Annotated in this window: 17 protein-coding genes and 1 pseudogene; 8 read left to right on the top strand and 10 right to left on the bottom strand. The window is 70.2% G+C overall.

The features are described 5' to 3' along the window. Nucleotides 1–1,089: 1,089 nt before the first annotated feature. Both AB0C99_RS36500 and AB0C99_RS36495 read left to right on the top strand, forming a co-directional pair. Entirely contained in the window at nt 1,090–1,710 is a 621-nt protein-coding gene (locus tag AB0C99_RS36500) for a hypothetical protein (protein WP_362484305.1), read from the top strand. Nucleotides 1,711–1,813: 103 nt separating this feature from the next. Beyond that, nucleotides 1,814–2,185: a helix-turn-helix domain-containing protein gene (locus tag AB0C99_RS36495; protein WP_362484303.1), complete on the top strand. Its 372-nt coding sequence runs from the start codon at nt 1,814–1,816 to the stop codon at nt 2,183–2,185. A gap of 546 nt (nt 2,186–2,731) precedes the next feature. On the opposite strand, the gene AB0C99_RS36490 is transcribed toward AB0C99_RS36495, so the two are convergent. The 5 genes from AB0C99_RS36490 to AB0C99_RS36470 all read right to left on the bottom strand — a co-directional run bounded on the left by AB0C99_RS36490 (nt 2,732) and on the right by AB0C99_RS36470 (nt 7,684). Then, nucleotides 2,732–2,890: a hypothetical protein gene (locus AB0C99_RS36490; protein WP_362484301.1), complete on the bottom strand. Its 159-nt coding sequence runs from the start codon at nt 2,888–2,890 to the stop codon at nt 2,732–2,734. After that, nucleotides 2,890–3,567, bottom strand: coding sequence for a hypothetical protein (locus tag AB0C99_RS36485; RefSeq protein ID WP_362484299.1), 678 nt, complete (start codon nt 3,565–3,567; stop codon nt 2,890–2,892). Before AB0C99_RS36485 ends, AB0C99_RS36490 begins: the two co-directional genes overlap by 1 nt. A 984-nt stretch (nt 3,568–4,551) precedes the next feature. Then, nucleotides 4,552–5,112, bottom strand: coding sequence for an XRE family transcriptional regulator (locus AB0C99_RS36480; RefSeq protein WP_362484297.1), 561 nt, complete (start codon nt 5,110–5,112; stop codon nt 4,552–4,554). 1 nt (nt 5,113) lies between these two features. Beyond that, nucleotides 5,114–5,497, bottom strand: a complete 384-nt coding sequence (locus AB0C99_RS36475; protein WP_362484295.1) for a hypothetical protein — start codon at nt 5,495–5,497, stop codon at nt 5,114–5,116. A 60-nt stretch (nt 5,498–5,557) separates the two neighbouring features. Next, on the bottom strand, nt 5,558–7,684 hold the full coding sequence (locus AB0C99_RS36470; RefSeq protein ID WP_362484293.1) for a helix-turn-helix transcriptional regulator: 2,127 nt from the start codon (nt 7,682–7,684) through the stop codon (nt 5,558–5,560). 156 nt (nt 7,685–7,840) lie between these two features. Between AB0C99_RS36470 and AB0C99_RS36465 the strand changes: the two genes are divergently transcribed. Next, entirely contained in the window at nt 7,841–9,664 is a 1,824-nt protein-coding gene (locus AB0C99_RS36465; RefSeq protein WP_362484291.1) for a zeta toxin family protein, read from the top strand. On the opposite strand, the gene AB0C99_RS36460 is transcribed toward AB0C99_RS36465, so the two are convergent. Beyond that, the gene (locus AB0C99_RS36460) at nt 9,628–9,897 is read right to left on the bottom strand and encodes a hypothetical protein (protein ID WP_362484289.1); all 270 of its coding nucleotides are present in this window, start codon (nt 9,895–9,897) and stop codon (nt 9,628–9,630) included. The two genes, AB0C99_RS36465 and AB0C99_RS36460, sit on opposite strands and share 37 nt — an antisense overlap. 180 nt (nt 9,898–10,077) lie before the next feature. On the opposite strand from AB0C99_RS36460, the gene AB0C99_RS36455 reads away from it, so the two are divergent. From AB0C99_RS36455 to AB0C99_RS36440, 4 genes are all read left to right on the top strand, one after another. Then, nucleotides 10,078–11,877 carry a hypothetical protein gene (locus AB0C99_RS36455; RefSeq protein ID WP_362484287.1) on the top strand — a complete coding sequence of 600 codons (1,800 nt, stop codon included), beginning with the start codon at nt 10,078–10,080 and terminating at the stop codon, nt 11,875–11,877. 274 nt (nt 11,878–12,151) lie between these two features. Then, on the top strand, nt 12,152–15,703 hold the full coding sequence (locus AB0C99_RS36450; protein WP_362484285.1) for an NB-ARC domain-containing protein: 3,552 nt from the start codon (nt 12,152–12,154) through the stop codon (nt 15,701–15,703). A gap of 141 nt (nt 15,704–15,844) precedes the next feature. Then, nucleotides 15,845–17,059, top strand: a complete 1,215-nt coding sequence (locus tag AB0C99_RS36445; RefSeq protein ID WP_362484284.1) for a hypothetical protein — start codon at nt 15,845–15,847, stop codon at nt 17,057–17,059. A gap of 78 nt (nt 17,060–17,137) precedes the next feature. Then, nucleotides 17,138–19,045 carry a hypothetical protein gene (locus AB0C99_RS36440; RefSeq protein WP_362484282.1) on the top strand — a complete coding sequence of 636 codons (1,908 nt, stop codon included), beginning with the start codon at nt 17,138–17,140 and terminating at the stop codon, nt 19,043–19,045. Nucleotides 19,046–19,107: 62 nt separating this feature from the next. Here the strand turns inward: AB0C99_RS36440 and AB0C99_RS36435 are convergent. Further along, nucleotides 19,108–19,779, bottom strand: a pseudogene (locus AB0C99_RS36435) (nucleotidyl transferase AbiEii/AbiGii toxin family protein). After that, nucleotides 19,776–20,138 (bottom strand): hypothetical protein, encoded by a 363-nt coding sequence (locus AB0C99_RS36430; RefSeq protein ID WP_362484281.1) that lies wholly within the window; start codon nt 20,136–20,138, stop codon nt 19,776–19,778. Before AB0C99_RS36430 ends, AB0C99_RS36435 begins: the two are co-directional and overlap by 4 nt. A gap of 304 nt (nt 20,139–20,442) precedes the next feature. Here AB0C99_RS36430 and AB0C99_RS36425 point away from each other — a divergent pair, with 304 nt between their 5' ends. Next, the gene (locus AB0C99_RS36425; protein ID WP_362484279.1) at nt 20,443–20,595 is read left to right on the top strand and encodes a hypothetical protein; all 153 of its coding nucleotides are present in this window, start codon (nt 20,443–20,445) and stop codon (nt 20,593–20,595) included. A gap of 459 nt (nt 20,596–21,054) precedes the next feature. Here AB0C99_RS36425 and AB0C99_RS36420 read toward each other — a convergent pair whose 3' ends face one another. Further along, the gene (locus tag AB0C99_RS36420; protein ID WP_362484277.1) at nt 21,055–22,290 is read right to left on the bottom strand and encodes a helix-turn-helix transcriptional regulator; all 1,236 of its coding nucleotides are present in this window, start codon (nt 22,288–22,290) and stop codon (nt 21,055–21,057) included. A 346-nt stretch (nt 22,291–22,636) separates the two neighbouring features. Next, nucleotides 22,637–22,816, bottom strand: coding sequence for a hypothetical protein (locus AB0C99_RS36415; RefSeq protein WP_362484275.1), 180 nt, complete (start codon nt 22,814–22,816; stop codon nt 22,637–22,639). Nucleotides 22,817–24,440: the final 1,624 nt, after the last annotated feature.

Genomic DNA, 24,440 nt, shown 5'->3' with positions numbered 1-24,440 from the left:
CGCGAATTGCGCAAGCGCAATTCGGATTCCTCCGCAAGCGGAGGAACGGAATTCCGTAAACGGAATTCCGGACGGAATGCAATTCGCGCAAGCGCGAATTGAAGGCGACCGCGCAAGCGCGATCACCTGGGCTGGCTACGAGGGGAGGTGCATCACGCGCAGGCCTGTGTAGGGCTTGGGGTTACCAGCCACCATCCCTGCAACGAGAGTGACGGGCCGTCGGCCCGATCGAGCGCCGGCCCCACCGCAGTGACGGGCTCCGCTGCGCTCCACCCGAACCCCACCTTCGAAACCGGCCGCTCGACTTCACCAATACCCCGCCAGCATACACGCCAACCCGTTGCCGTGCGGCGGATTCCGTCATGCATCACCCGAGAGTGGGAACGCGCGCCCCGTGTGATGCATCACCAGCACTTGCTGTGTAGCGTTTGGGCTCTGGGCGCGCCACACCCGACCCCGGCCATAAACTCGCATGCTGAATTCGATTCACGCGGGCTGGAATACCTCAGCCACAGAACGGAAGCCCGATATGAGAATGACGGAATTTGGCGTACGGAGGTACATGAGCCGTCCGGCCGCAAGGCCGTACGGCGGAGCCCACCACCAACACCGGCCACGCCTCCAGGCTTTTGAGCGTCAAGGTCGGCACCGCCCGAGACTCAGAGCCGCTGCTGCTGTCCCGAGCCCGCACCGGGCCGCGGTGCCGCACGCGAAGCGCGCTCAGCCACAGGCGCCGACCCCCATCGAACGGTGGTTGTCGACGGCGACACGCCCGTCGCCGCCAGCTGGTTGTGCCGCGCGGTGCGCGGCGTGGCGGTAGGGGTTCAGGTGGAGGCCGGTGTCTAGTGACACATAAGAGCGTTCCGCGTCGAAACCGGCTCTGACCTGCGGTGATAGGAAACCGTTTGTTCTGGAGATCCAGAACAAAGGGCTCGCGGGTGTTCTGGATCTCCAGAACAAAGACCCCCCGAACCTGATGGGTCATCAGGTGACTGTGCGGCACGGTTTGTTCTGCCCCTCCAGAACAAACCGGTTTACCTAGTGCTACCGTGCAGGCTGAAACGTTGATCATCCTGGAGGACTGTGCTGATGGACCAGCTGCCGATCGTCCGCCCCGGCGAGCGAGTTGTTGCGCGGTCGGACGGCAAGGGCGGCTTGATCCTGGGCGTGGAGAAGATCAAGGGTCGCGAGTTCGCCGCGAGCGCGGAGTGCAGCGGCTACGTGCTGGACGCCCGGCTGCTGATGGACGTCCTCGGTAGCCTCAAGATGCCTGGCTCCTGGTTCCAGGTCTGGTGCAAGCTCGTGGCGCTGCAGAACGCCAACCGCGCCGACGACCAGACCCGCGCCGCCGCCCGCGGCTTCGTGAAGACCAACCAGCGCGACCTTCAGGCCCGGTGCAATCTGTCGGCGGCCTCGGTGAACGAGGCGTCGCAGTTCTTCGCGCACGTCGGCTGGATGCGGACCGCCAAGCGCGGTGTCCTCCAGCTGAACCCGTGGCTCACGGTAGCCGGGACCTCCGGCGAGCAGGAAAAGTGGCAGGCGCTCTGGAACAGCGCGCATGGCCCGATCTGCCTCATCCCGCACGCCGACTACCCCGCCGAGTGGCGCCAGGTGCGGGAGGCGGAGAAGAAGGCCGCGGAGTCCGCCCGCCGCAAGGAGAAGGTCGTCACGCTCCGGCAGCGTCGGCCCGTTCGCAAGGCGAGCGCATGACCTCGCGCGGCATATCCTCGGTACACGTCGACCTGATCGAAAATGGTGGTGAGGCTCCGTGAGCAGCTCTTACGTCCCCAGCCCTCCCACAGAGGCCCCCGTCATGATCCCCCGTGACGTCTTGCGTCTCCTGGCCCTGGTCGACGTCTCCACCGCCGGCCGACGCGTCCTGGACGAACTGCTGTACCTCAGTGACCCCGAGGCCGGCACCGCCGCGATCAGCCAGAACGAGATGGCGCGCGAGCTGGGCGCCAGCAAGCCGACCGTGAACCGCGGCTTCAAGGAGCTCCGCGAGTGCGGACTGGCCTGGAGCCTCGAAGACGGGCTCTACCAGCTCCACCCGCTCCTCACCGGCGGCAAGGTCGCCTACCCCATGCCGATCCCGGAGATCCGGGCCGCCGAGCCCGAGCGCTTCACCGAGCAGCGACGCGCTCGCTTCGCCGCCCAGATGGCGAACCTCGCCGCGACCGGCTGACACCGAGGGCCCTCAGAAGCCCTCCAGCGGGCCTCCCGGCCCGCTCGAAGACCTAAGGCGCTGCACCCCGGGTGCGGCGCCTTCGTCGTACCCGCTTGCGATCGATCCGGTAGCACTAGGTAAACCGCCTTGTTCTGGGAGAGCAGAACAAACGCAGCCGCTCCGCCGCCCCCCGCCCGCCGCGAGGACCGGGCGGCCGGTAGCACCAGGTGAACCGGCTTGTTCTGGGGCAGCAGAACAACCGGCGCCCCTCGGAGCGCGGGCGGCTGTATGCAGCAGCCGTGCATGGATCTCCTGCCGGAGATAGCAGATCTGCGTTGGTATGCAGCGGTCGGGACGGCCCTCCGGCTCTGCTGCCTGCCCTGGAGCAGGGAGCACGGGCTGTTGCAGCAGCACGCGGCAGCTGGCCGTGCTGCACCCGCCGGAGGCGGCCTGCTACCTGTGCAGCAGCCTTGTCCCGCCCGCCCCAGGCAAATGCTGCGCTGCACCCCGAACACGGCCCTGCTGTACCCGACGACCACCACCAGGAGCACGAGCAGAAGCGCCCTACAGCACGGTGCCAGCCAGGGCCCGGCGGTCACCGGTCAGGGCGTAGCGGCGGGCCACGAGGCCGTGGTCGAGGGGCTCGCCGATCTGCTCGCACAGGAGCGCCAGGACGTCGGCGGCTTCGGTGTTGGAGAGGTAGGCGGGGGCGACTTCGAGCATCAGCTCCCCGAGCTGGTGCGAGCACGCGGCGAGGTCGTCGATGGCGGCGCGCAGCGCGGTGACGGTTGGGTCCGCTGGCGGATCGGCGGGCGGTGGCGGCGGGGCGGTGCGGACGTCGCGGACGGCCTGGCGGACGACGGCGCGCACCGTGGCGGTGTCGAGGGCCTGGAGGCCGCTGTGGGCGAGCGTGGCGAGGCGGCGGGGATGATCTCCGCGACGGTGTCCGTACGGCCGGAGACGGCGATCAGGGCCCGTTGGGGTAGGCCGTAGTCGAGTGCGGTCGCGGTGCCCGGGTCGGTGTCTCGCGTGCGAGACGTCTCGGGGCCGGCGGTGACCGCGTCGTGGATCGCGGCGAGCGCGCGGGCGACATCGAGGAGCCGGTACGCCTGGGCGCGGCTGATGCTGAATTCCGCCCGGCAGTACGACTCCCAGCTGCTGTGCCCGAGCGGCGCCCAGACGCGGGCGGCGTGCGCGTCGCGGACCCGGGCGGCGAGGACCGCCACGGAGCGCCGGACGTTGTCCATCACTTCGCGCAGCCCGGCCGCCATCTCCCGGGCGCGGGCCTCGCTCAGCGGCGGCCGCGCCGGTTCGACGCCGTGCTCCTGGTCCTCGTGCTGCTCGCCCACGACTCCATCGTCCTCCGCGTCGGCGGGCAGCACCAGGGCGTGCGGGAGCACGAGGCGCGAGCTCCGTCTCACAGGCTCACAGCCTCACAGTTCACCCCGCCCACCTGGGGAAACGGCCTGTGAGCCTGCCAGCCTCACAGCGTGACACCGGGCTCGCGGCGGGTCTGTCACGCTGATCCGCGACGGCGGGCGCGGGCCCGCCGCACGACGCGAGAGGGGCCCAGTGGCGGGGATCGAGCGGGAGCCGGCGGAGGTGCGGATACCCAAGGCGGCGCTGGACGCCTTCGCCGTGGCGCTGAGCGTGCGCACGGTGGCGATGCGGAAGTGGCCGAACGACGGCCTGGAGTGGATGTACCCGGTTGGCACGTGGGAGGAGGCGCACCTGGAGGTCGCGCTCCTGCCGGCGGCGAAGAGGTGTGGCTGCGGATGTCGAGCGACCGCTCCAGCGTCGCCGTGTGGACCATCGAGCAGCGGTGGGCCTTTTCCGGGGAGCTGCCCGGCGCGACACCGCCCCCGGCCTGAGCCGCGGTCGGCCAGCGCAGGGACGGCAGAGGTCGGCGTGAAGTCCAGCTCGGTGCCGACCGGCCCTGCGGCGCCTGGTGACGACGGCCGGTGCGACGCCGGGGCCCGGGCCCGTGGTGTGCCGACCGGTGTCAGGCGGCGGGGCTGAGGGCCAGCTGGACCGTGAGGGTGTCGCCGTCGACGGCGGCGGCCCGGTGGGCAGGGTGGGCCAGGAGCGCGGGGACGACGACGTCGCACAGCACGTCGGCGGGAGCGTCGGATGGCGCCCGGGCCGCGCGGGTCGGGTCCTGGAAGACCTCGCAGTCGGCCCGGATCGGAAGTCGAGCACCCGGGTACTCCCGGCCGCGGGTGAAGACGATGTCGCCCGCCGCGCCGGCGTCGGTGACGTCGCTGGCGCGGCGGGCACGCCTCTAGGACGTCGGCCAGGCGTACGGCCTCATCCTCCACGGCGGTCAGCGGGCTTTTGTCGCGGTCGATGGGCGGGAATTATCCGGTCATACTGTCCGCTCCTATTCAGAAGTCCAGATCAAGGTAATCGATGTCGTTGATTTCAACGTCTGACAGTCCCATAGCGCGGCCGCCGCCGTCCTGAAAATACACTTCTTTGAACCCATCAGCGATAATTCCGCGCATCTGCTGGTCGCTGGCGCCCGTGTCGCGGGCGTCGAAGAGGCGCTGCGCGTACTCCGGGGGGAGGTGGACGGTGAGGCGCCGGAAGCGGCCGTCGTCGGTCGTGCCGACGGGCGCGGTGTACCCGAAGCGGGCCCGGGTCTCCACCGTGATCCCGCCGGTGGAGGCGGCCTGCTGGCGCCGGCGCTTGCGCACCAGCGGCTGCCACCGGGCCTTGACCGTGTCGTCGATCTTCGCGGCGACGTCCGGGCGGGCGTGCCTGCGGGCGCCGCGCCGGTAGCGGTTCACGGAGTCGGCGGTGACGCCGAGTTCCGCCGCGAGGGCCTTCGCGCTGCCGAACTGCTTGAGCAGGAACCCGATCTGGCCTTTGAGGGTCTTGGGCGGGGCCTTGGTGAATGCCTCGCGGTCGGCCCGCTCGATCGCGTCGTCGATCTCTCCGGTCACGTCAGCGCTCCACGTCGGGCGGGCCCTGGTCCTGGACCAGGCGGGCGTCGGCGGCCGGGGCGAGGTTCACGACCAGGTGCTCGCCCACTCCGGTGGCGGTGGTCCCGTCGGGCGCGAGGTAGCCGAGGGTGCGCAGTTCGGCGACCGCTTTGGCGAAGGCTTCGCGGCCTTCGGCCACGGCGCCGCGCTCGGCGCGGGTGAGGGAGGCCAGCTCCCGCATGGCGGGTCCCTGACCGGGGACGTAGCCGGTGGTGAGTTCGGCCAGGACACCGCGGGCCCGCCAGGTCAGGCGCATGTCCCGCATCGCCCGTGCGAACAGCACCGGGTCGTAGACGGGAGGGGCGGCGGGGACGGGCCAGCGCGCGGAGGCGCTGTGGGTGGTCATCGGGCGGGGCTCCTTCGGTGATCGGTCTGGCCGGGTGGGGGCGCGACGGTGGGGAGGGTCCTACTCGCCTTCGTCGAGGACGGCGTCGCCGCCCTTGATGTGCCGGGCGGGGTTGAGGCCCTTCTCCATCAGGTCGACCGCCCAGGCCATCTCCTGGATGCCTTCGAGCTTCGCCAGGCCCGGCGTGGGACCGAGGCGGAACCCGCCGGGCTGCGGCTTGCCCGAGGCGGCGTAGGGCAGGAAGTCCAGCGGGCTCGCGCCCGGGGAGGGGTAGACGACGCAGTCGGAGAGCACGGCCAGCGGGTACAGGCCGGTCATCCTCGACATGTTGAGCAGCTTGCGGTGCATGTTGACGCGGGCCTTGGAGATGACGGCGGCGCGGATGTCGGGGCGCCAGGTCGGCCGCATCATGGCCGGCCACGGCTCGCCTTCTTTGTAGCCCTTGCCCTGGGGGTTCTCGAACAGCTTCCCGATGCCGCCCTTCACCGTGCTCTTGATCGCGGTGAGCACGGCGGCCATCGCCGGATCGACGTCCTTGTGCCGCTCCATCACGGCCAGGAACTCGGTGTCGGTGAGGTCCTTGGTGACGCCGAGGTCGGCGAGGGTGTCGACGTAGGCGGTCTTGAGCCGGTCGTGCCACGGGTCCAGGTACGCGCCGGTCTCGCGGCGCAGGTACGCCTCCAGGATCTCTACGTTGTGGCCGAGCTCCTGGGCGTAGGCGACGGTATGGGTCTGGTACCAGGCCGGCCCCGTCGGGCGCTCGCCGGTCGGCGTGAACGGGCTGGGCAGTCGGGGGTCGAGCTCGATGTGGCTCAAGTCGACCAGCCAGGACCCGGGGACCTTCGGGTAGAAGTTCGGGCGTACGAAGTGCTCGGGCTCCGACAGGCCGACCGTCAGCCTCGCGGCGGCGGCGAGGAACGCCGTGTTGAGGTCCAGGCCTACCGCGAAGGGGAGCAGGCACTCCTCATCGGTGAGCGTGTCCACGTCCCGCACCCACTGGTACGCCTCTTCATGCAGGAAGCCGCCCTTCCACCCGGAGTGGTAGATCGCGGGGTGCTCGGGCTGGCCTTCCGGCGGCGCCGGATCCATCGGCTCGGTGCCCAGCGCCCCGGGGTTCGGGCCCGAGACCCAGTTACCGGTCTCCTCGTCGCGCACCGGCCGGGTCGGCGGGCGCAGCGCGGTCATCAGCTCCAGGCCGTTGACCGCGGTGCCGCCGCGCGGGGTGATGACCCGCTGGGCGTACACGCCGAGGACGCGGGCGACGTCGGCCGGCTCCATCTCCGATACGCCGGGCCAGGCCCGGGAGTCGAGCGCGTCCCACGGCAGGACCGCCAGCTGCACGCACTGCCGCTCGCGGCCCTGGGCCTTGCGGTAGATCCGCGCCCACGGCCCGAACCCGCGCTGGGTGAGCTGCCATTTGGCCTTCAGTACCTGCTTGACGACCGGGTGGTCCTCGGGCAGGCGCAGGCCCCGGCGGTCTTCGAGGCGTTCGGGCAGCCCGAGGCGCGACGCCGCGGACGTGGTGAGGATGACCAGCGGGTCCTGGTCCTTGCCGTGGCGGTTCAGCTTCGGCGCACCGAGGCCAGACTCGCGCAGCGTCCACTCGACCAGCTCCACCACCGTGGTCGCGGGGCAGTCAAGGACCAGGCCGTCGACGCCGTACGCGGTCCCGTCGCCATCGAGGACGGCGAGCGGACCGTGAGGGAAGCGCGGGTCGACAGCGGGCGGGGCGGCCTTCTTCGCCGCCGGACGCCGGGACGACGTCGCCGGGCGCGCGGCCGGACGGGCGGGGCGCCCGTCCGCGGCCGGGGCGGCGGGGTCCTGAACCGGCGTGGCGGTCTCTGGTTCCGCCGGGGCGGCCGGGCCGGTGAACGTCTCGGGCACCTCCGGCTGCGGGTGAGCGGCCGGGGCCGGAGTGGGTTCGGCGGGGGCGCCGTGGGCGGGGTACTTCGCGGCCCATCCCTTCAGCAGCCGCTGGTATGCCTCCAGGCGCGGTGACTTCGGCTCGCTCCTGCCGTTCTCGTAGTTCTTGACCGTCTGCACGGTCGACTTCAGGGCCTGCGCGAGGCGGGCCTGGGTGATGCCGGCGGCCTCGCGAAGCCGGGCGCGCTCCGCCGGGGGCGGGAGCTGCGGCTCCTCCTCCAGCAGGGCGTCGACGCTCGCGAACAGCTCTTCCTCGGATGCCATGTCACTACCTCCACCCTGGACACTAGCAGACTTTAACCTAGCTTTTGACTCGAACATTTAACTCATGATTTAACCCTCCCGGAGACTGCTACTCTGAGGTCAGTTTGCGCGGGACCAACCCGAACGGCCACCCAACGACCCGCCAAGGAGGGCGCGTTGACCGATCACACCATCGCGGTGCTCAGCGAGTACGAGCACCGGGACGTCCTGCACCGGGTGATCCTCCCGGCGGCGGTGAGCGGCGCCGTGCCGCAGGCCAGTCCCGTCGTGGTGGTCGTCGCCGGGCAGCCGGGGGCGGGCAAGACCGCGATCGGCGACCTGGTCCAGGCGGCGCTCGACCGGCGGGGCGGGGCCGTACGCATCGGCCGCGACCTCTACAAGCCCGCCCACCGCCACTACCCCGCGCTCCTGGCGGCCGACGTCCGGACCGCCGGTGCCCAGGTCCGCCCGGACACTGTCGGCTGGCAGGCCGCCGTCGAGGGCCACGTCCGGGCACAGCGCTACGACGCCGTGGTCGAGTCCGCCCTCGCCGACCCCGGCGAGTTCCGGGTCGCCTCGGCGGCCTACCGCGCCTGCGGGCACCGCGTCGAGGTCGTGGCGGTGGCGACGGCGCAGGCGTGGAGCCAGCTCGGCATCCTCGACCGCTTCCTGTGCGACGCGATCGACGGAGCGGGCCGGTACGTGTCCTGGGAGAACCACGACACCTGCGCCCAGCAGCTCCTCTCCACGCTGGCGGTCATCGAGGCCGAGCAGCTGGCCGACCGCATCACCGTCGTACGGCGCGACGGCACCGTCCTCTACGACAACGACCTCGCCGACGGCGTGTGGCGCCGCCGCCCGGCGGCCGACAAGGCGGTGGCGTACGAGCGGTCCCGACCGTGGAGCGGCAAGGAGACGGCCGTCTTCCGCCGGGAACTGGCCCGGACCGATCAGCGGCTGCACCGGGAACTTCCCTGCGAGGACCGGCGCCTGGCCGTCCAGCGGGACACCGAACGCGCCGCCGCGCTCGCCGAACCCGTACGCCGCCTCGCCCAGCCGCGACGAAGGGCACCCGGCGTGGACTACCACCGGCTCTCGGCCCAGGAACACCAGTGGGTGTTCGACGAGCTCATCGCACCCTCGTACCTGAGCGGCATCGTCCCGAGGGACGATGCCCGGGCGGTCTACGTACTGGGACAGCCCGGCGCGGGCAAACTGCTGGCCGCCCGGATGGTCAAGCGCGCCATGCGGCCCGGGACGACGCAGCTGGTCGGCGACGACTTCAAGGCCCAGCACCCGGACTACCTGCGGCTGCTGGAGGAAGACCCCCGTAACGCCGGTTCCGCGATCCGCGCTGACTACCGCGCCTGGTTCGCCGAAGCCGAAGCGTACGTGCGCCGGAAACGCGGCGACGCGCTGATCGAGAGCGCGCCGGGCAGCGTCGAGGAGTTCCTCGCCAGCGCGCTGCCGTTCGCGGCCGACGGCTATCCGGTCGAGCTCGTGGTCCTGGCCGTGCGGGAAACGGACAGCCTGCTGTCCACGGCGCTGCGCTACGCCCGCTCATTACAGAGGGGCGGCGCCCCGCGCTACACGTCGCGCGCCGGGCACGACGTCTGCTTCCGCGCCCTGGCCGACGTCGTCGACGCCGCTCAGCGCAACCCGGCGATCACGGCCGTGACCGTGATCCGCCGGGACGGCCAGGCCCTGCTGCGGCAGGAGAGCGGAGGGCGACGGGCGGGGTGGGCGCTCGCGGCGGAACGCCTGCGCCCGTACACCGAGCAGGAGGCCCTCGCGTTCCTCCGCCTCCACGAAAGTCTGCGCCGGGCGCTCCCGCAGCACCGGCGGGAACTGGACGAGATCGCCGCCCTCGCCCAGCCGCTGATGCCGACGCAGGTGCAGCCGGTCCGCATCGACCGGACGCGTCCGCACGCGTGGCCCCTGCCCGTACGGCGCCCGCCGACGGGCTACGACTCCTTGAGCTCCTTCAGCAGGGTCGCGTAGAGGCCGGCGATCCGCTCGGCTTCCTCCGGGTCGGCGCCCGCCAGACGCTCCTGGTCGGCGAGCGCTTCCGCGCGCTTGAACTTCAGCAGCGCAACCAGCTCTTTGTCCTGCATCGGCCGGCGGTGCTCCTCCATCAGCAGCGCGTTGTACCGGGCGACCACGTCGCGAACGATGTCGGCCGCGTCCTGCTCTTCACCGCCGTCCATGCCTGAGAAGTCGGGGCTGTCGGACATGGGGATACCACCTCTGCATCTTGATCTTGCCCGGAACCGTCATTGTCCCGCTGGCCGAATCCGATGGCACCGCGCCCCAACGTGATCCGTCCGCGCCCTGCGCAGGGGATGCTTCTCCTGGAAGGGGCCGGCCGGGGGCATAGGTTGGACTCCGGGTGATCATCGAGTCGGGGGTGGGCCGTGGCGGGGCGGGATCTGCGGGCGCTGTTCAGCGGCAACGACCGGAGCGTGGCGGCGGCGGAGGCCTTCACCAACCGCGAGGCCCAGTGGGACACCGTGGCGGCCGCGCTCGCCGAGCACCTGGTCCGCGTCGCCGCGCCCGGCTTCGACGTCGAAGACCTGGAGGCTCCCAGGGACAACGTGCTCGTGTTCCACGGCATCGGCGGCATCGGCAAGACCACCCTGTCCCGCAAGCTCGAAGCCGCGCTCGCGCGGCCCGCCGCACGGCCCGCGCAGTGGGGCGAGCCCCACTGGCCGCCATCCGCGCGGATCCTGCCGGTGCGGATCGACCTGTCGCGCTCGGCCGGCGGCGGCTTCGAGGACCTGCTCCTCACCCTGCGCGCCGCGCTCGCCGGCCTCAGCCGCCCGCTGCCCGCGTTCGACCTCGCGCTGCGCCGCTACTGGGAGCAGCAGCACCCCGGTGAGCCGCTGGAGGAGTACCTCCAGCGTGGCGGGCTCGCCGCGAAGTTCGGCAAGGCGATGCCGCAGCAGGTGCAGTCCGCGCTCGCCGACGTCGCCCAGGCCCTGCTGCTGCCCGGCACCGTCGGGTCGGCCGCGGGCGCCCTGATCGGGGCGCTGACGACCGCGCTGCGGGAGCGGCGCCAGACTGTACGGGCCCTCGCCGCCTGTTTCCGGCTCGCCGACCTGCTGGAGGCCGAGCCCGACCTGGAGGCCCTCTCCTTCTACCCGCACCTGCTCGCCTGGGAGCTCGACCGGCTCCCGGCCGGGCAGAAGGTGTGCCCGGTGATCCTGCTGGACACCTTCGAGGACGTCGGCGACCGCACCCACCGCGACCTGGAGCGCCTCATCCAGCGGGTCGTGTGGCTGATGCCCAACGCCTTCTTCGTCATCACCGGCCGCTCCCGCCTGCAGTGGGCCGAACCCGCCCTCGAAGGCCAGCTCGACCACACCGGCCCCGCCGCCTGGCCCGGCCTCGCGGTCTCCTCCCGGCCCGGCGGCATCCCCCACGCCCGCGGCATCCTCCCCGCCCCCGCTCCGGCGCCGGTGCGCGGGCGGCAGGTCCTGGTCGGCGACTTCGCCCCGGAGGACTGCGACGACTACCTCGCCCGCCGCCTTGAGGCCGACGGCACCCCGCTCATCCCCGGCCCGGTCCGCGACATGATCACCGCCCGCTCCCACGGCCTGCCGCTCTACCTCGACCTCGCCGTCATGCGGTTCCTCGACATCCGCCGCACCGGCCGCACCCCGGCCCCGGCCGACTTCGAGCACGACTTCCCCGCCCTGATCGCCCGCACCCTCGCCGACCTCACCCCCGACGAACGCCACCTGCTGCGCTCGGTCGCGCTCCTCGACGCCTTCGACACCCAGCTCGCCACCCGCACCGCCGGCCTCACCCACCAGGCTGCCGCGAACCGGCTGATCCAGCGGCCGTTCATCAACGAGAACCCCTTCGGCCTGTGGCCGTACTACCTCCACGGCCTCATCCGCTCCACCATCCGCAGCACCGACGACCTCACCGACGACCGCTGGACCCCCGCTGTAGGTTCGCGTTTCGTATGTCCCTTTCTCATTGACGACGGCCCTTGTTCGGCCCAAGGGACAGCATGGCGAGACGAACTCCTGTCTGATCATTCGCTCGGCGATAGTGCTGATCCCGGTCTCGTCCTCTGCAGCGACTCTCACCAGCGTGATCGCGGAGATGTCGAAGCTGGTCGAGACCGGGAACTCGGTCGGGAGACCAGCCCTACGACCGTAGTTCCACTGTGGGTGGCCGCACCCTCCGCCGTTGGGTCTCGGTGACCCAGGTCTTGCGACGGAAAGCAAGCCATGGGCGTGCTCCGTCCCTGAGTTCTCATAGCTGCACCACTCGTGGCCGGGGTTGCTGCACACGGCGTCCGCGTCGGCACCTTCCGCTTGAGAGCGGCGGACCTTGTGACGTCGGAGTTCGCCGTGCTTGGGTGTGTCATGTTCAGCAGCCAGGCAAGGTCCCACCGCTAGCGGGTCATGGTCAGCGACCGTGATTTGCATGCTGCTGATGGGTAGTCTGCCAACGTAGGATGGGGGAGGTGCGTTTGTGGTGAGGCTACGGGGGGCGGCACTGGCCCTTACCACTGCAGTGGTTGCGTCAACTGCGTTGTTGGCGTTGGCGAGTAACGCCGCAACGGGGGACGATCGTTGGCCCGGCGTTCTTGATCTTTTGAGGGAACACGCGTGGCCCGCGGTTGCTGTGCTACTCGTCGTAGGTCTCGGCGCCACAATATTGCAGACTGCTGTCGCGAACCGATTATCTGCCGCTGCGGAAGCCCCCCCAGCTCCTGGCCCGGTAGACGTACCGGACTGGGTGATCGATCGCGTTCAGACGCAGCAGGCCATCGCCGTCGTATGTGGCCGACTTCATGGGCCCATGCCTGCCGTGGCTGCCCTTGAAGGCGCGGGCGGGTTCGGCAAGACCACACTTGCCGACCTGGTGTGCGCCAACCGGAAGGTGCGGCGACGATTCGGCGGCCGGATCTACCGGGTCACCGTAGGACGGGATGTTCGTGGGCGCGCGGCGATCGCAGGCAAAGTAGGTGAGGTCACACGCTTCATCACGGGTAATGCCGACGTGTTCGAGGACCCTGAGCTTGCTGGCGCACACCTGGGGCGCCTCCTGCAGAAACATCCAAGGACGCTGCTCCTGCTCGACGATGTATGGGACTCGGAGCAGCTCAGGCCGTTCCTGATCGGCGGCAGAAACTGCATCCGGCTGGTCACTACACGTCGGCGCGATGTCCTTCCTGCCACCGCCAGGCGCATCTTGGTCGACGAAATGTCCGCGCCAGAGGCTCGCCGAGTGCTGACCAGGGATCTCGCGCCATTGCCGCACGAAACCGTCGAGAGCCTCTTGGAAGCCACGGGCCGTTGGCCGCTATTACTGCGTCTCATCAACCGAGTGATATTCGCGGAAGTCAGTCTGACCAGCGGAGAATCCGCTCGTGCGGCGGCAATCACGGCGGCAGGGGCGCGCGTACTGCAGCAGCTGAGAGAAATCGGCCCGACCGCGGTCGACGATCCGTGGGACCCCATGGATCTGAACGACCCGGCGCAACGGATCAAAGCCGTTCGGGCCACCATCGAAGCCGCCGTACGACTATTGCCGGAACACGGTGCGGAACGGTTCGCCGAACTCTGCGTTTTCGCCACCGACGACGCCGTCCCGATGGCATTGGTCGAATCGCTATGGCGGAATCAGGCCGGGCTGACCACCACCGAATCGCAGGCTCTGCTGCGAAAGATCACAAGTCTCTGTCTCGCGAACCCGGTTCACGGCGAGACGGGAGCACTGGCGCTGCACGATGTCGTGCGTGACTATCTCCGGGCAGAACTAGGACCTGCGCACCTGACACAGCTGCACGAGTCGCTCGTCGATGCAGTGGCCGACCAACTGCCGTTGGCAAACCCGCTCCTCCCGGATAGAACCGCTCCCAGCAGATCGTGGTGGGCGGTGGAGCATGGCTATCTGCTCGATCACCTCATCGACCATCTTCTGGCGGCCGGGCGACCCACCGAAGCCGAAGCCACCATCGGCGATATCCGCTGGGTCGAAGCACGCCTCTTACACCAGGGGCCGGCCGCGACGCAGGACGACTGCTTCCGAGTTGCCACCGAATCGTCGATGCAGCGAGCCCGCGAGATCGCCCGAACGGCGCACCTTTTGGCGCCCACCGATCCCCCAGAAGCTGTTGTCGGCATTCTTCACGAGCGCCTTTTCCAGATCCCCGCCTGGCAGGACCAGATCGCCGCGCGCCGTGCAGAACGCCCTGCTCCGGTCCTGATCGATGACGGTGACTTGCCCGATCTGCCTGATCCTGCCTCGGAACGTACCTTTCTGGGCCACACCGACTGGGTGTACGCCCTGGCGTTCTCACCCGATGGCTCACAGCTCGCCAGTGCGGGCGACGACGGCTCCATCCGACTCTGGGACCTCGGGTCCAGCAGCACCGCTCACATCCTCAAGCTCAGATTCCCATGGCTCAAACGGGTCCAGGTCCTGACCTACTCGCCTGACGGAACCCAGCTGGCCGCCGCAGGATCCTTCGGAGTCAGCCTCTGGGACTTGGCCACCGGCACCGCCCCCCGTTCCCTGCCCCGCCGCCTCACCGGCAAGACCCGTGACCTTGCGTATGCGCCGAACGGGACCCAACTCGCCACCGTCGGCCACGACAAGAAGGTTCGGATCTGGAACCCGGCCACCGGCAAGATCACCGCTGTCCTCCGCGGGCACACCGGCCGAGTCCGCGCACTGGCATACACACCTGACGGCAGGAAGCTCGTCACAGGAGCCGCCGACGGAACGATGCGGGTCTGGGATCCGGTCACCGGGGCCACCCTCGCTGTAGCTCGCGGAGACGCCTTCAAAATCCGCGTCCTGGCCATCTCCAGCTCGCACTACGTCATTGCTGGCAACAGTTCCTTCGACGATCCGATCGTCGAAATCCATCACAGGGCCACGGGCGCACTGATGCATGACATCAGCCTCGACACCGGCAGACTGCAGACAGCAGCGTGCTCTCCGGACGGCGCGCAACTGGCCACGGCGGGAGCCGACGGGACGGTGCGACTGTGGGACACCGCCACGGGTGCCGCCATCCATGGGCTGCACCGCCATCCTGACCGCGTGCATGCCCTGGCCTATTCCCCCAACGGAATGCGCCTCGCCAGCGCGGGAAAAGACAATGCGGTGCGCATCTGGAATCCCCATGCCGAATCCATCGAGTCCCGCTCCGGAGCCGTGTGGAGCTTCGACCTCGCACGGAACGGGACGCAGGTCGCGGTCGCCTCTAACGACACACTACTGATCATTGAGGCGGGGACCGACGGGTGGAGCACCGATGCGGTGCGTACCATTGCCGTTCCTGAACGCGCCGTCTGGCGGTTTCCGGTCGCTATGTCCCCGGATGGAACCCACATCGCCACGGGTGGCGCCGAAGATCATGCCATCCGGATCCGGAACCAGCAGAGCGAAGAAGTGACCGAAACTCTCTCCGGGCACAAGGGTGAAATTCGCGCGTTGACGTACTCGCCGGACGGGACTCAACTCGCCTCGGGTGCCGGCGACGGCTTGCGGCTCTGGCACCTGGCCTCTGGGGCGTACATGCATCGCCTCATGGATGTCACCGCGTTGGCGTATGCTCCCGATGGACGCGAACTGGCCATTGCCGACGGTTCGCTCGTCAGCGTCATGGACCCGGTCTCCGGCCAGCATAAAGGCCACTATGCCCATTCCCGGGATGTATGCACGGTTGCGTACTCGCCCGACGGAGCCCAACTCGCCGCAGGCCTCGAGAACGGCCAGGTGATCGTATGGGACCCGACAACCACCCGCCCCCAACTCCACTCCCTCGGCGCCCATACCGCCGCAGTGAATGCTGTCTCGTACTCGCCCGACGGCGCCTACCTGGCAACAGCCAGTAACGACCTGTCCTTGCGGATTTGGGATCGCCAAGGTAATCCAGTCACCATGACGCGAACCGAGCAGGCCCTCGTAACCCTGGCGTGGGTCGCGGACGCCACTGGCTACGGCCTCATCGGCGGTGGCGGGGCCGGAGCGTACTTCTGGAAGTTCATAGCGGCCAGCACCAGCTGAGTTGTGCAAAACACGAGGTCCCACTGCGCGCGGTGGCGAACCCGGTGACGTCGACGGATGACTGCGGTCCTGGGCATGACATCCGCGGCGGCGTCGGCCTCAAGGGACAGGACCGTGAGACAGAAGCGCTGTGTCCCTCAAATGGGACGGTCGGAGATCCCAGATCATCACGGTGGAACGGGACATTCCAAATGCGAGCCTACACAGGCCGCCGCCGCCCGCGCGCACACAGCGCTCGGCGAACAGTGGGCAGCCGGTACAGGCCGCGACCGGCTGCTGCTGACCGGCTGCCTGCGCCAGGGCCTCACCCTCGCCCGCGACTTCCGCCTCGAGCTCGGCTGGCTCACCGACGCCGCCTGGGCCTACGTCTCCGACTCCGTATGGGAACCCGTCGCCCCGCCCGCCCCCCACGACCGGGAGGCCGGACCCGGTACGGCGACGGCGGCCGACGCGCTCGCCGAGCTGCTCAGCACCCTCGCCCGTCGGCAGCACGAACACCGCTCCCGCACCGCCGAGCGCCTGGCCGCCCTCACCGCCGCCGGACACCTCCCCGGCGAGCTCCAGCAGATGGCCGTCTACTACCTCGCCAAGGCCCAGCGCGACCTCGGCCGCTCCGCGGACTCCCGCGCCGGCATGCAGTACGTCGCCGACCACGGAGGCCGCCTCGCCCCCGCCGCCCGCCGCGGCCTGGCCCACCTCGCCCGCCTCGCCGGCGACTTCCCCACCGCCCACGCCGTCGTCCCGACCCTCGGATGGGCCGGCCGCCACCACCGCGTCGACGGCGACATCTGGTGGCCCCACGGCGACATGCACCGCGCCGCCACCGCCTACCAGGCCGCCCGCGACGAGGCCGAGCAGCACGGCGTCGCCGGCGAACGGGCCACATCCCAGGCCCAGCGCGCCTTCGTCCTCGCCTTCTCCGACCCCGCCGCCGCCGACGACGAGATCGACCTCGCCGAACAGCTCCTGACCGGCCTCGACCTGCGCGCCACCACCCTCACCGTGAAGATCGCCGCCCTCGCCCGCGACGCCGGAACCGACACCGGCGTACCCGACCGCGCCGAAATCCTGCGGGCAGAGGCCCGCACCGCCGGCCTCGTCGCCCCCGAGAAGATGCTCGACCTCGCGCTCGCCTTCCACCACACCGTCCGCGGCGACGCTCCCGCGACCGCCGAGGCCATCACGCGCCTGGGCGCGCAGGACGGCGGCGACTACGCGTACTACGGCGACCTGGCCCACCACATGGCCGGCACCCAGCCCGGCACGGACTCCAGGGCGCGGTGGATCGACGACGAAGCCGTCGTCGCCGGACGCTGGCGGGCGCTGGTTGCCGAGCGCCGGCGGACTGCAGATTGAGGCACGAGCTCAGCAAGGCGTCGGCACCGACGTTTCGGAGCAGCCGCCACGGGCGATCTTTAGGCTGAATGACTGAACGTGATCAACCGCCTCTTGCTGAACAGGCGCCATTCGCGCGCGAGAGGCTGGGCGGACCTGCTGGCGAAGGGGCTGGCTTTGAGCTTCGACACCCGACAGATTCAGACGGCAGTCCTAGGGGACCCGGAATCTGACGACCCAGTGGTGTGCCCGACAGACTCGGTCGAGCTCGATGAGTTCCGCCAGGAGTACCTCGGGGCGACGTTTTGGTGCGGAGTACTGCTCGGCGGGTGCGGGGGGCAGCTCATGACGCGACGGGGCAACGCCCGCGTCAGCCACTTCGCGCACTTCCCCGACCCCGACGGAATCCTGCCCTCATGCGGCCGGCGTTCCCCAGGCGTCGCGAGCGCGGACCACCTCTACGTGAAGGCGGCCACCCAGGCGTGGCTGCGCGGCCAGGGGCACAACCCCCGGTACCGCTACGCCGAGCGGGACAATTCGCCGATCGGGTCCCTTGTGGAGATCGCGCTCGGCGGTCACAAGATCGACCTGTACATGGACCGCACGACACCCCCCAGCCTCGGCGCCGACGCAGGCGACATCATCCTCGGCCCTGGCGTGACCCTCGATCACCTGACCCTCGCGCGCCGGGGGTACGTGAACCGCGTCAGGTTCGACAGCGACGGCAACAAGCGCGTCATGATCCTCGGCACCGAGCTCCCCCACGTGGGAACGGAATGGAACATCGATCTGGCGGACTGCACCATCGACGAGCACGGGCGGCTCATCACCCCCGTTGTCGCGCGGCTGCAGGCCGAGCGACGGCTCCCGCCAGCTACGGACACCGCTCCCGCAACGCCCACCGCCGACGCTGTCCAGCCGGCGGCACGACAGCAGCCGCGTAGCGCCGTGGCGGAGGTCCCGGCCCAGATCGGCGCCCTGGCAAGGCGGATCAACACCGCCGTGCGGGAGAAGGAGACCGCCGTCGTCCGCCAGCTCCACACAGAGGCCGAGCGGGAGCTGGCCAGGTGCGAGGCCCAGGCGTACGAGCATCTGCAGACCGCGATCAAGCACGCGGAAGACTGGATCAGCCGCCAGAACCGCATCCGGCAGCTGCTCTTCACCCGCATCGACGAGGCCGTGCAGCACAGCCGTGACCTCGAAGTGCTCACGTTGGTCCCGCAGGTCAACGAACTCCTCAAGCACGACAAGGCCACGACGCCGGAGGAATCGAGCATTCTGGTCTCGGCCGACGCGCTTCTTCGGGACGCTCGGCGCCGACCCGGCCGGCCTGCGCCGCCGCGGCTGGCCACGTCACTGGTTCCCCGGCGCAAGAAGCCGACGCGAGCCCAGCGACAGTCCCAGCGACAGGCACTGGCCCGGGCCCGGAGCGTCATCGGGCAACTGAGGGTCAAAGGCATCGCGTCGGTGCAGGAGAAGCAGCTCATCGGAAGCCTCGTGCCTCTTGCCAGAACGGCCGGCGACCTCCTGTCGGTAGCGGAGCGATACGACGTGGACAAGTGGGCGCAGAAGCTTGCCGACCCCACTCAGTGGCCTTCGTCCGAAGGCGCGGCCGCCGCACTGCCGGAGCCGGAACCGCCTGTGCAACACGGCGGGACGTCCGCGCGCCTCGTGCCCGTAGCCGCCGCCGTCCGCGGCGCCCTGAAGAAAGCCGCGCGCGAGCGGACCGCCACGAGCTGGGAACGGCTGGAGAGCCAGCTCGGCTCCGCGCTCCCTCGCCTGACCACTCACGAACGCGTGCAGGTTCTGACCATGGTCGACCGGGCGAAAACAGCAGACGCGCCTCTCCTGTCCTCCCTGCTGGCAGCCGGCGACCCGGACTTCGCGCCGCACTACCGAAGCGTCATCACTGCCCTCGGCCTTGAAGCACCAGACGATGACGACACGCTGCGCGACGTCATCGAGGCTGATGTCGAACAGGTCTATACGAACGAGCAGCTTCGGTAACCCGTCAACACCGGGGAGCCGCCGGCCCCTCCCACCCGCTCCTCAGCACCCGAGCCGGCCGCTCAAGCGTCGTCAGGGGTCTCCTCGGCCACGAGCTGCACGTCCAGGTCGGCAGCCCAGGCCAAGGCCCAAGCCCGAAGCTCGGCGATCTCGCTGGGAGTGAGACCGTAGCCGGTGTAGTCCTCGTCGTCCCACCATTCGGCGCCGCCGAGCCGGTCCCGCAGATCATGGAGGCTGAACTCGAACCGGGCGTGGCGGCGGCCGAGGGTCTCCAAATCGGCGTTGCTGCGGTGGCGGGAAGCCGCATGAACGTCGATGAGGTCCCGCACCGCACCGCGGTCCGCCAAGGCGCGGACCTTGGTGCCGATCACATCGTCCAGGGACAGAACCAGTCCGTACTCGGTGTCCTTAGGCGGCGCCCAGAAGGCTTCCTTGAGGATGTCGACCTCGCACTCCTCACCCGTGGAGGGGTCGGTGATGACAAGCCTGGCCATGAGGGGGTCGGATTCGATCTGCCGCACCGCCCAGCCCCGCTCTTCGAGACCGCTGCCGAGCGTGCGCATGATCTCCGCCATCGGCGCCGGGTTCTGCGTGGCCACGTCGAGGTCCTGGCTGAGCCGGCTGACCAGCCCATGGGCCTGGACCGACTACCCGCCGGTGATCACCAGCGGGTAGTCGGTGCCGATGGCGAGGACGTCGGCGAGCAGCCGACGGTGCATGTCGTCCCAGTTCACGCGGCGGAAGCGCCCCGCGTATCCATGAGCTGGGGGAAAGCGGCTTCCCACGCGTCACGCAGAGGACGGCTCACGAGCGTGCGCAGCACGGGCCACTGGCTCACCAGCAGGTCCCGGTTCAGGACCGCCTCCAGGTCTTCGCGCTGTCCCTCGGCGAGCACCGTGCGGTACAGGCTCATCCGCGCGCGGGCGCCGTTCAGAGAGTAGCGGCGCCGTCCCGACCAGGCCACGTGCAGTGGAAGGTCGACCGTGCCCTGGGTGGGGCCGTCCAGGTCCTCCAGCCGGTCCGGGAGCCGCTTGCTGTAGCGCGCGCACAGCACGTCGAACGCGGACGGCACGGAAGCAGCGGAAGAGGGCATAGCCCGATTATGGCGTGCTGCCGCCCCCAGCGGCCACACGGTGCACGGCTTCGATTCCGTGGCAGGCGCGGCAAGCACATCTGGCGGCCGACGTCCGACAGGGCCTGGTGCTCTGGCACCGGGGCGGCCGCCGGTACGGAGCCGTCTTCCCCACATCTGGCTGCCGCTGAACCGCGCACCGTCGGCCGAAGCGTGGCTTCCGGCCGCAGGGCCAGGTGACGAAGCAACGGAACGTACCTGTTCCCCCGGGAGGGCGGCGGATACCGTCGCGGCCAGCACACGCGAGCCGATGCAAGGAGGGGCCATGCGACGAGACGTCGGATGGGGAGTGAACGGTGACACCGGCTGGGTCCGACGGGATCCCGGCTGGGGGCTGCACGACACGGGCTGGGGCATCGTCCCCGCCCCGCGGGACCCCGAGTGGGGCGTCGCCGCCGATCGCGGCCGGGACGACTAACCCGCGCACCGCGAGCGGCCTGCCCCGGATTCGGGGGCAGGCCGCTCGTCTGTCTACGCCGGCGCCCAGCAGGTGGCACTTTCGCGGGGTTCCGGTCAGGCGGAGTCCCACTCCCTGGCGAACAGGTCGGCCGGCTCCTCCCAGTACGCCTCGTCCCGGGCGACGAGCCACTCGCAGATACAACGGCGTGCCCTGCCCGGTCCGGCCGGCTGCGCCGCCCAGCAGTCCGCCCGGCAGTTCCCGTCCGGCTGTTCGTATGCGGCCATCACATCTCCTCACCGTCTCGCCCCGGCGATACCGAGGCCCTGCTCTACATCCGCCCGGAGCGGCTGAGTGCACGGGAGTACACGGGGGTGCACGGGAGTACAAACGCGTCAGCGTTAACGGCGTCTCTGCGGCAGCCCGAGGTGGCGCGGAGTACGGGCAGTGCCTGGACTCCGCGCCGGGGTGGGGCCGCGCTCAGGCCCATAACGCCCGGGGGGGCATGCGGCCCAGCACGGCCGCGCGGGTGCGTGTGCCGCCGGGGCTGGGGATCGGAACGGCGGCCGGTTCGGCCGGGGCGGCGCTTCTCCGTGCAGCCTTGCTCAGGAGGCGGGCGCGGGCACCTTCCAGAGGGTCTTGCGCGGTGAAGGCGGCGCTGAACGCCTCCATGGTTTCGTCGAGGCCGCCGAGCGGTGCGGTGCCCCCGGCGTGAGCCGGCGGGTGGGCGGGCGGAGGCGGGGGCTGGCGGGGAGTCTGCTGCATGCCGGCCTCGTAGCGGGCGTCGGAGAGCAGAGTCGTGAAGTAGGCGAGGTCGCCTCCGAGGAGGCGGACGAACGCCAGGAGCACTTCGTCCGTGGGCAGGACCTCGCCCTCGAGGAGCGCGGCGATGTCGGCGGTGTCCAGGGTCCAGCGGCTGGCGACCGCGAGGTGCTGGGCGGCGGGGCGTCCGGCCTTGGTGTGGAGCGTCTCCACCGCCGTGCGCAGCCGCTGGGCGGCGGGCATTCGGGTGGTGCCGTGCTGGGTGACGGTGGCGTCCCGATCCTTCTCGCTGAGCTTCTGGGACTCCCAGACCTTGCGCAGGACGGAGGGGTCGGCGCCGCAGACCTGCGCGAACTTCTGGGTGAGGGTCCAGGTCGGCACGCGGTCGCCGCTGAGGATGCGCGACAGGTACGAGGCGGAGCAGCCGATCCTCTGGCTCACCTCCTTGTTGGGGAGCTGGGCGGTGCGCAGGAGCATGGACAGGATGGGGGCCAGGCGGTTGTAGGCGGGGCTGCTCGGGGCGATGGGCTCCGCTGTCTCGCCGGCCGGGACTGCGGGTTCGGTGGGGGCCGGCGGAGCCAGGGGGCCGGACCCGCCTTCCGGGGTGGTGGTCGCGGTGGCGGCGGGGGTGCTGAAGAGGCTGGCCAGGGAGCAGGGCTGCTGGGTGGAGCGGGTCAGGCGGGAGATCCGGCGAAGGATGTACCGCTCGGAGTGGCGGTGGCGCGCGGTGTCCTCGCTGATGCCCAGGATGCTGCCGATCCGGCCCCAGGTGACCCGCCGGTGGCGGGCGCGGCCGACCGCGGCGGCGGTGAGTCCGTCCACCTGGTGCTGCATCTGTGCGAGGCGCTTCAGCGGCTCCTCGCCGTCGCAGGAGGGCATGACCCGCAGCAGTTCCCGGGCGCCGTCCACGAGATCCTTGAGTATCTCGACGAATGCCTCCTCGCCCGCGCTCATCACCGGAGCCGGCACCTCGTCGGCGGGCAGGCCGGGGGGCAGACCCTGGCGGAGGCGGAACGCGGCCTGCCGGCACCGGTCGTCGCAGTACTTGCGAGGCCGGCCTCTCCCGGCGGGGTGCCCCAGGGGGGAACCGCATACCTCACATGTGTCCATCGTTGTTGCTGCTTCCCACGTCACGAAAAGGGTTCCATCCGGGTTTCGGCTGGCCGGAGAGGCCAGACTTCCCCCGGGTTCTGTCACGGATCCGCCGCTCCCGCCGGGGCCGCGAGGGCGCGGCGGGAGCGGTTGCCCGAGGCAAGCGGTGGTGAGGGACACGTGAGGTGCCCCTCACCACCACGGGGTGTCAGCGCCGGTGGCGGCGCAGCCCGAACATGGCGACCGCGGCGCTGGAGAGGACACCGCCGAGGGCGGTGACGGTCCCGGGCGTGACGGTGACCTGGACCTGGTGGCCGTGAATCAGCACGAAACCGGTGGCCAGGACCGCGATGAACGCGATAAGTCCTCGCTTTCCAACCCGGTTCATGAAACGAAAGGTTTCGTTACGCCGACTACTCTCGCTCTGGGCGAGACGGGGAGAAAACCGTTTGGCCCGGCGGCGCCGCGGGGTAGTACGTGCCATTAGACGTGCTCCTTCGTGTGTAGCTGCACGCGTGCGGGGCCCCGGACTAGTTTTCTGAGGACATGATTCGGGACCTCGCACGCACCTGCGGGTGACGTTATCGACACGGCCCGCTACCTGCGAATCCGCCAAAAAGCCCCACACGAGCGCTTTCTGTGGCGATCCAGCGGCGCCATAGGGTTTCGTTGGAGCCCCGGCGGAAAACTTCGTCACATCTGCCAAATAGGGCACATGTGTGACACCCGACCTGATATGGACCCCAGGCGATCATTTCCGATGATCATGGGAACAGTCGAGCGGGGAAAGATTTCACAAGGGAATTGACCGGCGATCAAAAAGCGGCTGCTCTTGCAGAATTCTGAAACCCGTCCCGCCATCCACCCAGGTCAGAGGCGCAGCGGCGCGCCCCCGGCACCACACCGGGCGACACGCCAGAAGAGGGCCAGCCGCCCACCCCGGTTCCTCGCGGCCAAGTGCCAGCACCGCGCCCGCCGGCTGCGGCTAGCCGACGCCCAGGAGCGGGTCCAAGCTCAGCGGGCTCAGCGTCCCCCTCGCGGAGCTGCTGCTCCAGCACCGGGAGATGCTCGGGATGCGCGCCGCTCCGATCGGCCAGGTACGCCTCCAGCTCGTCGAGCGGCTCGTGGCGCACATCTCCACCGCGGCCTCCAAGGTCCAACGCAGATCGGGTGGATGTCCAAGGAGTCGACCTCGTCGTACAGCGCGCGGACCAGGTGCCCGAGGCCGACGAAACTGCTGCAGGCGTCTCGTCAGCGGGGGCGGGTGTCGCCCGGAGTCAGCGGGAAGGCCGTCGTGCTCGTGCGCACGTCCTGGGCAGCTCGCGGGCGATCCGGATCTCTACCGGCGTCGGACGCAGCGAACGATAGACCGGCTTGTAGGGACTGTCTCTGTGTGCGAGGGACCCGCTCGCACTGGCTGGGAAGGGGTCGAAGACCACCAGGATCGTCCTTGCGCGCGGGGGACTCGCAAACGGAGCCGGGCTATGGCTATGAGGTGGATGTCGAGGAGATCGTCCCTGCGCGCGGGGGACCCGCAGGGTCCGGCCAGCAGGCCGGGCCCTTCACCTGGGATCGTCCCTGCGGGGGGGCAACGTGCCGGCCAGGAACTCGGTGAACGCCTCGGGATCGTCCCTGCGCGCGGGGGGCCCGCGCGCTCGCGAGGTAGACGTAGCCCTTGCGCTTGGGATCGTCCCTGCGCGTGGGGGCCCGCAAGGCCCGGACGGCGGCTGCGGCGGCGAGGAGGGGACCGTCCCTGCGCGCGGGGGGCCCGCTCCCTTGGGGGTGCCAGTGCCAGGCCACATCACAGATCACAGATCACAGGGGTTGCTAGTAGGGGGGGATCGTCCCTGCGCGCGGGGGCCCGCGACAGCGCCCCGCCGGACGCGTCCGTGTAGGCGGGATCGTCCCTGCGGGGGGGTCGAGCGGCTCCATGATCGCAGTGTGTGCGTCCCGTCCCCCGGGATTTATCCGCCTGGGTGGCCTGAAACCTATCCCTTACTGATGTGGGTGCC

This window comes from Streptomyces sp. NPDC048659 (assembly GCF_040650575.1).
Classification (GTDB): Bacteria; Actinomycetota; Actinomycetes; order Streptomycetales; family Streptomycetaceae; genus Streptomyces.
The sequence above is the reverse complement of the archived record's forward strand: the minus strand, read 5'-3'. Positions and strand labels throughout refer to the sequence as shown.

Coding starts and splice junctions, on each gene's coding strand:
- AB0C99_RS36500 (WP_362484305.1), top strand. CDS start 1,090: ATGGACCAGCTGCCGATCGTCCGCCCCGGCGAGCGAGTTGTTGCGCGG.
- AB0C99_RS36495 (WP_362484303.1), top strand. CDS start 1,814: ATGATCCCCCGTGACGTCTTGCGTCTCCTGGCCCTGGTCGACGTCTCC.
- AB0C99_RS36490 (WP_362484301.1), bottom strand. CDS start 2,890: ATGCTCGAAGTCGCCCCCGCCTACCTCTCCAACACCGAAGCCGCCGAC.
- AB0C99_RS36475 (WP_362484295.1), bottom strand. CDS start 5,497: ATGACCACCCACAGCGCCTCCGCGCGCTGGCCCGTCCCCGCCGCCCCT.
- AB0C99_RS36470 (WP_362484293.1), bottom strand. CDS start 7,684: ATGGCATCCGAGGAAGAGCTGTTCGCGAGCGTCGACGCCCTGCTGGAG.
- AB0C99_RS36460 (WP_362484289.1), bottom strand. CDS start 9,897: ATGTCCGACAGCCCCGACTTCTCAGGCATGGACGGCGGTGAAGAGCAG.
- AB0C99_RS36445 (WP_362484284.1), top strand. CDS start 15,845: ATGGGACGGTCGGAGATCCCAGATCATCACGGTGGAACGGGACATTCC.
- AB0C99_RS36430 (WP_362484281.1), bottom strand. CDS start 20,138: ATGCCCTCTTCCGCTGCTTCCGTGCCGTCCGCGTTCGACGTGCTGTGC.
- AB0C99_RS36425 (WP_362484279.1), top strand. CDS start 20,443: ATGCGACGAGACGTCGGATGGGGAGTGAACGGTGACACCGGCTGGGTC.
- AB0C99_RS36420 (WP_362484277.1), bottom strand. CDS start 22,290: ATGAGCGCGGGCGAGGAGGCATTCGTCGAGATACTCAAGGATCTCGTG.
- AB0C99_RS36415 (WP_362484275.1), bottom strand. CDS start 22,816: ATGAACCGGGTTGGAAAGCGAGGACTTATCGCGTTCATCGCGGTCCTG.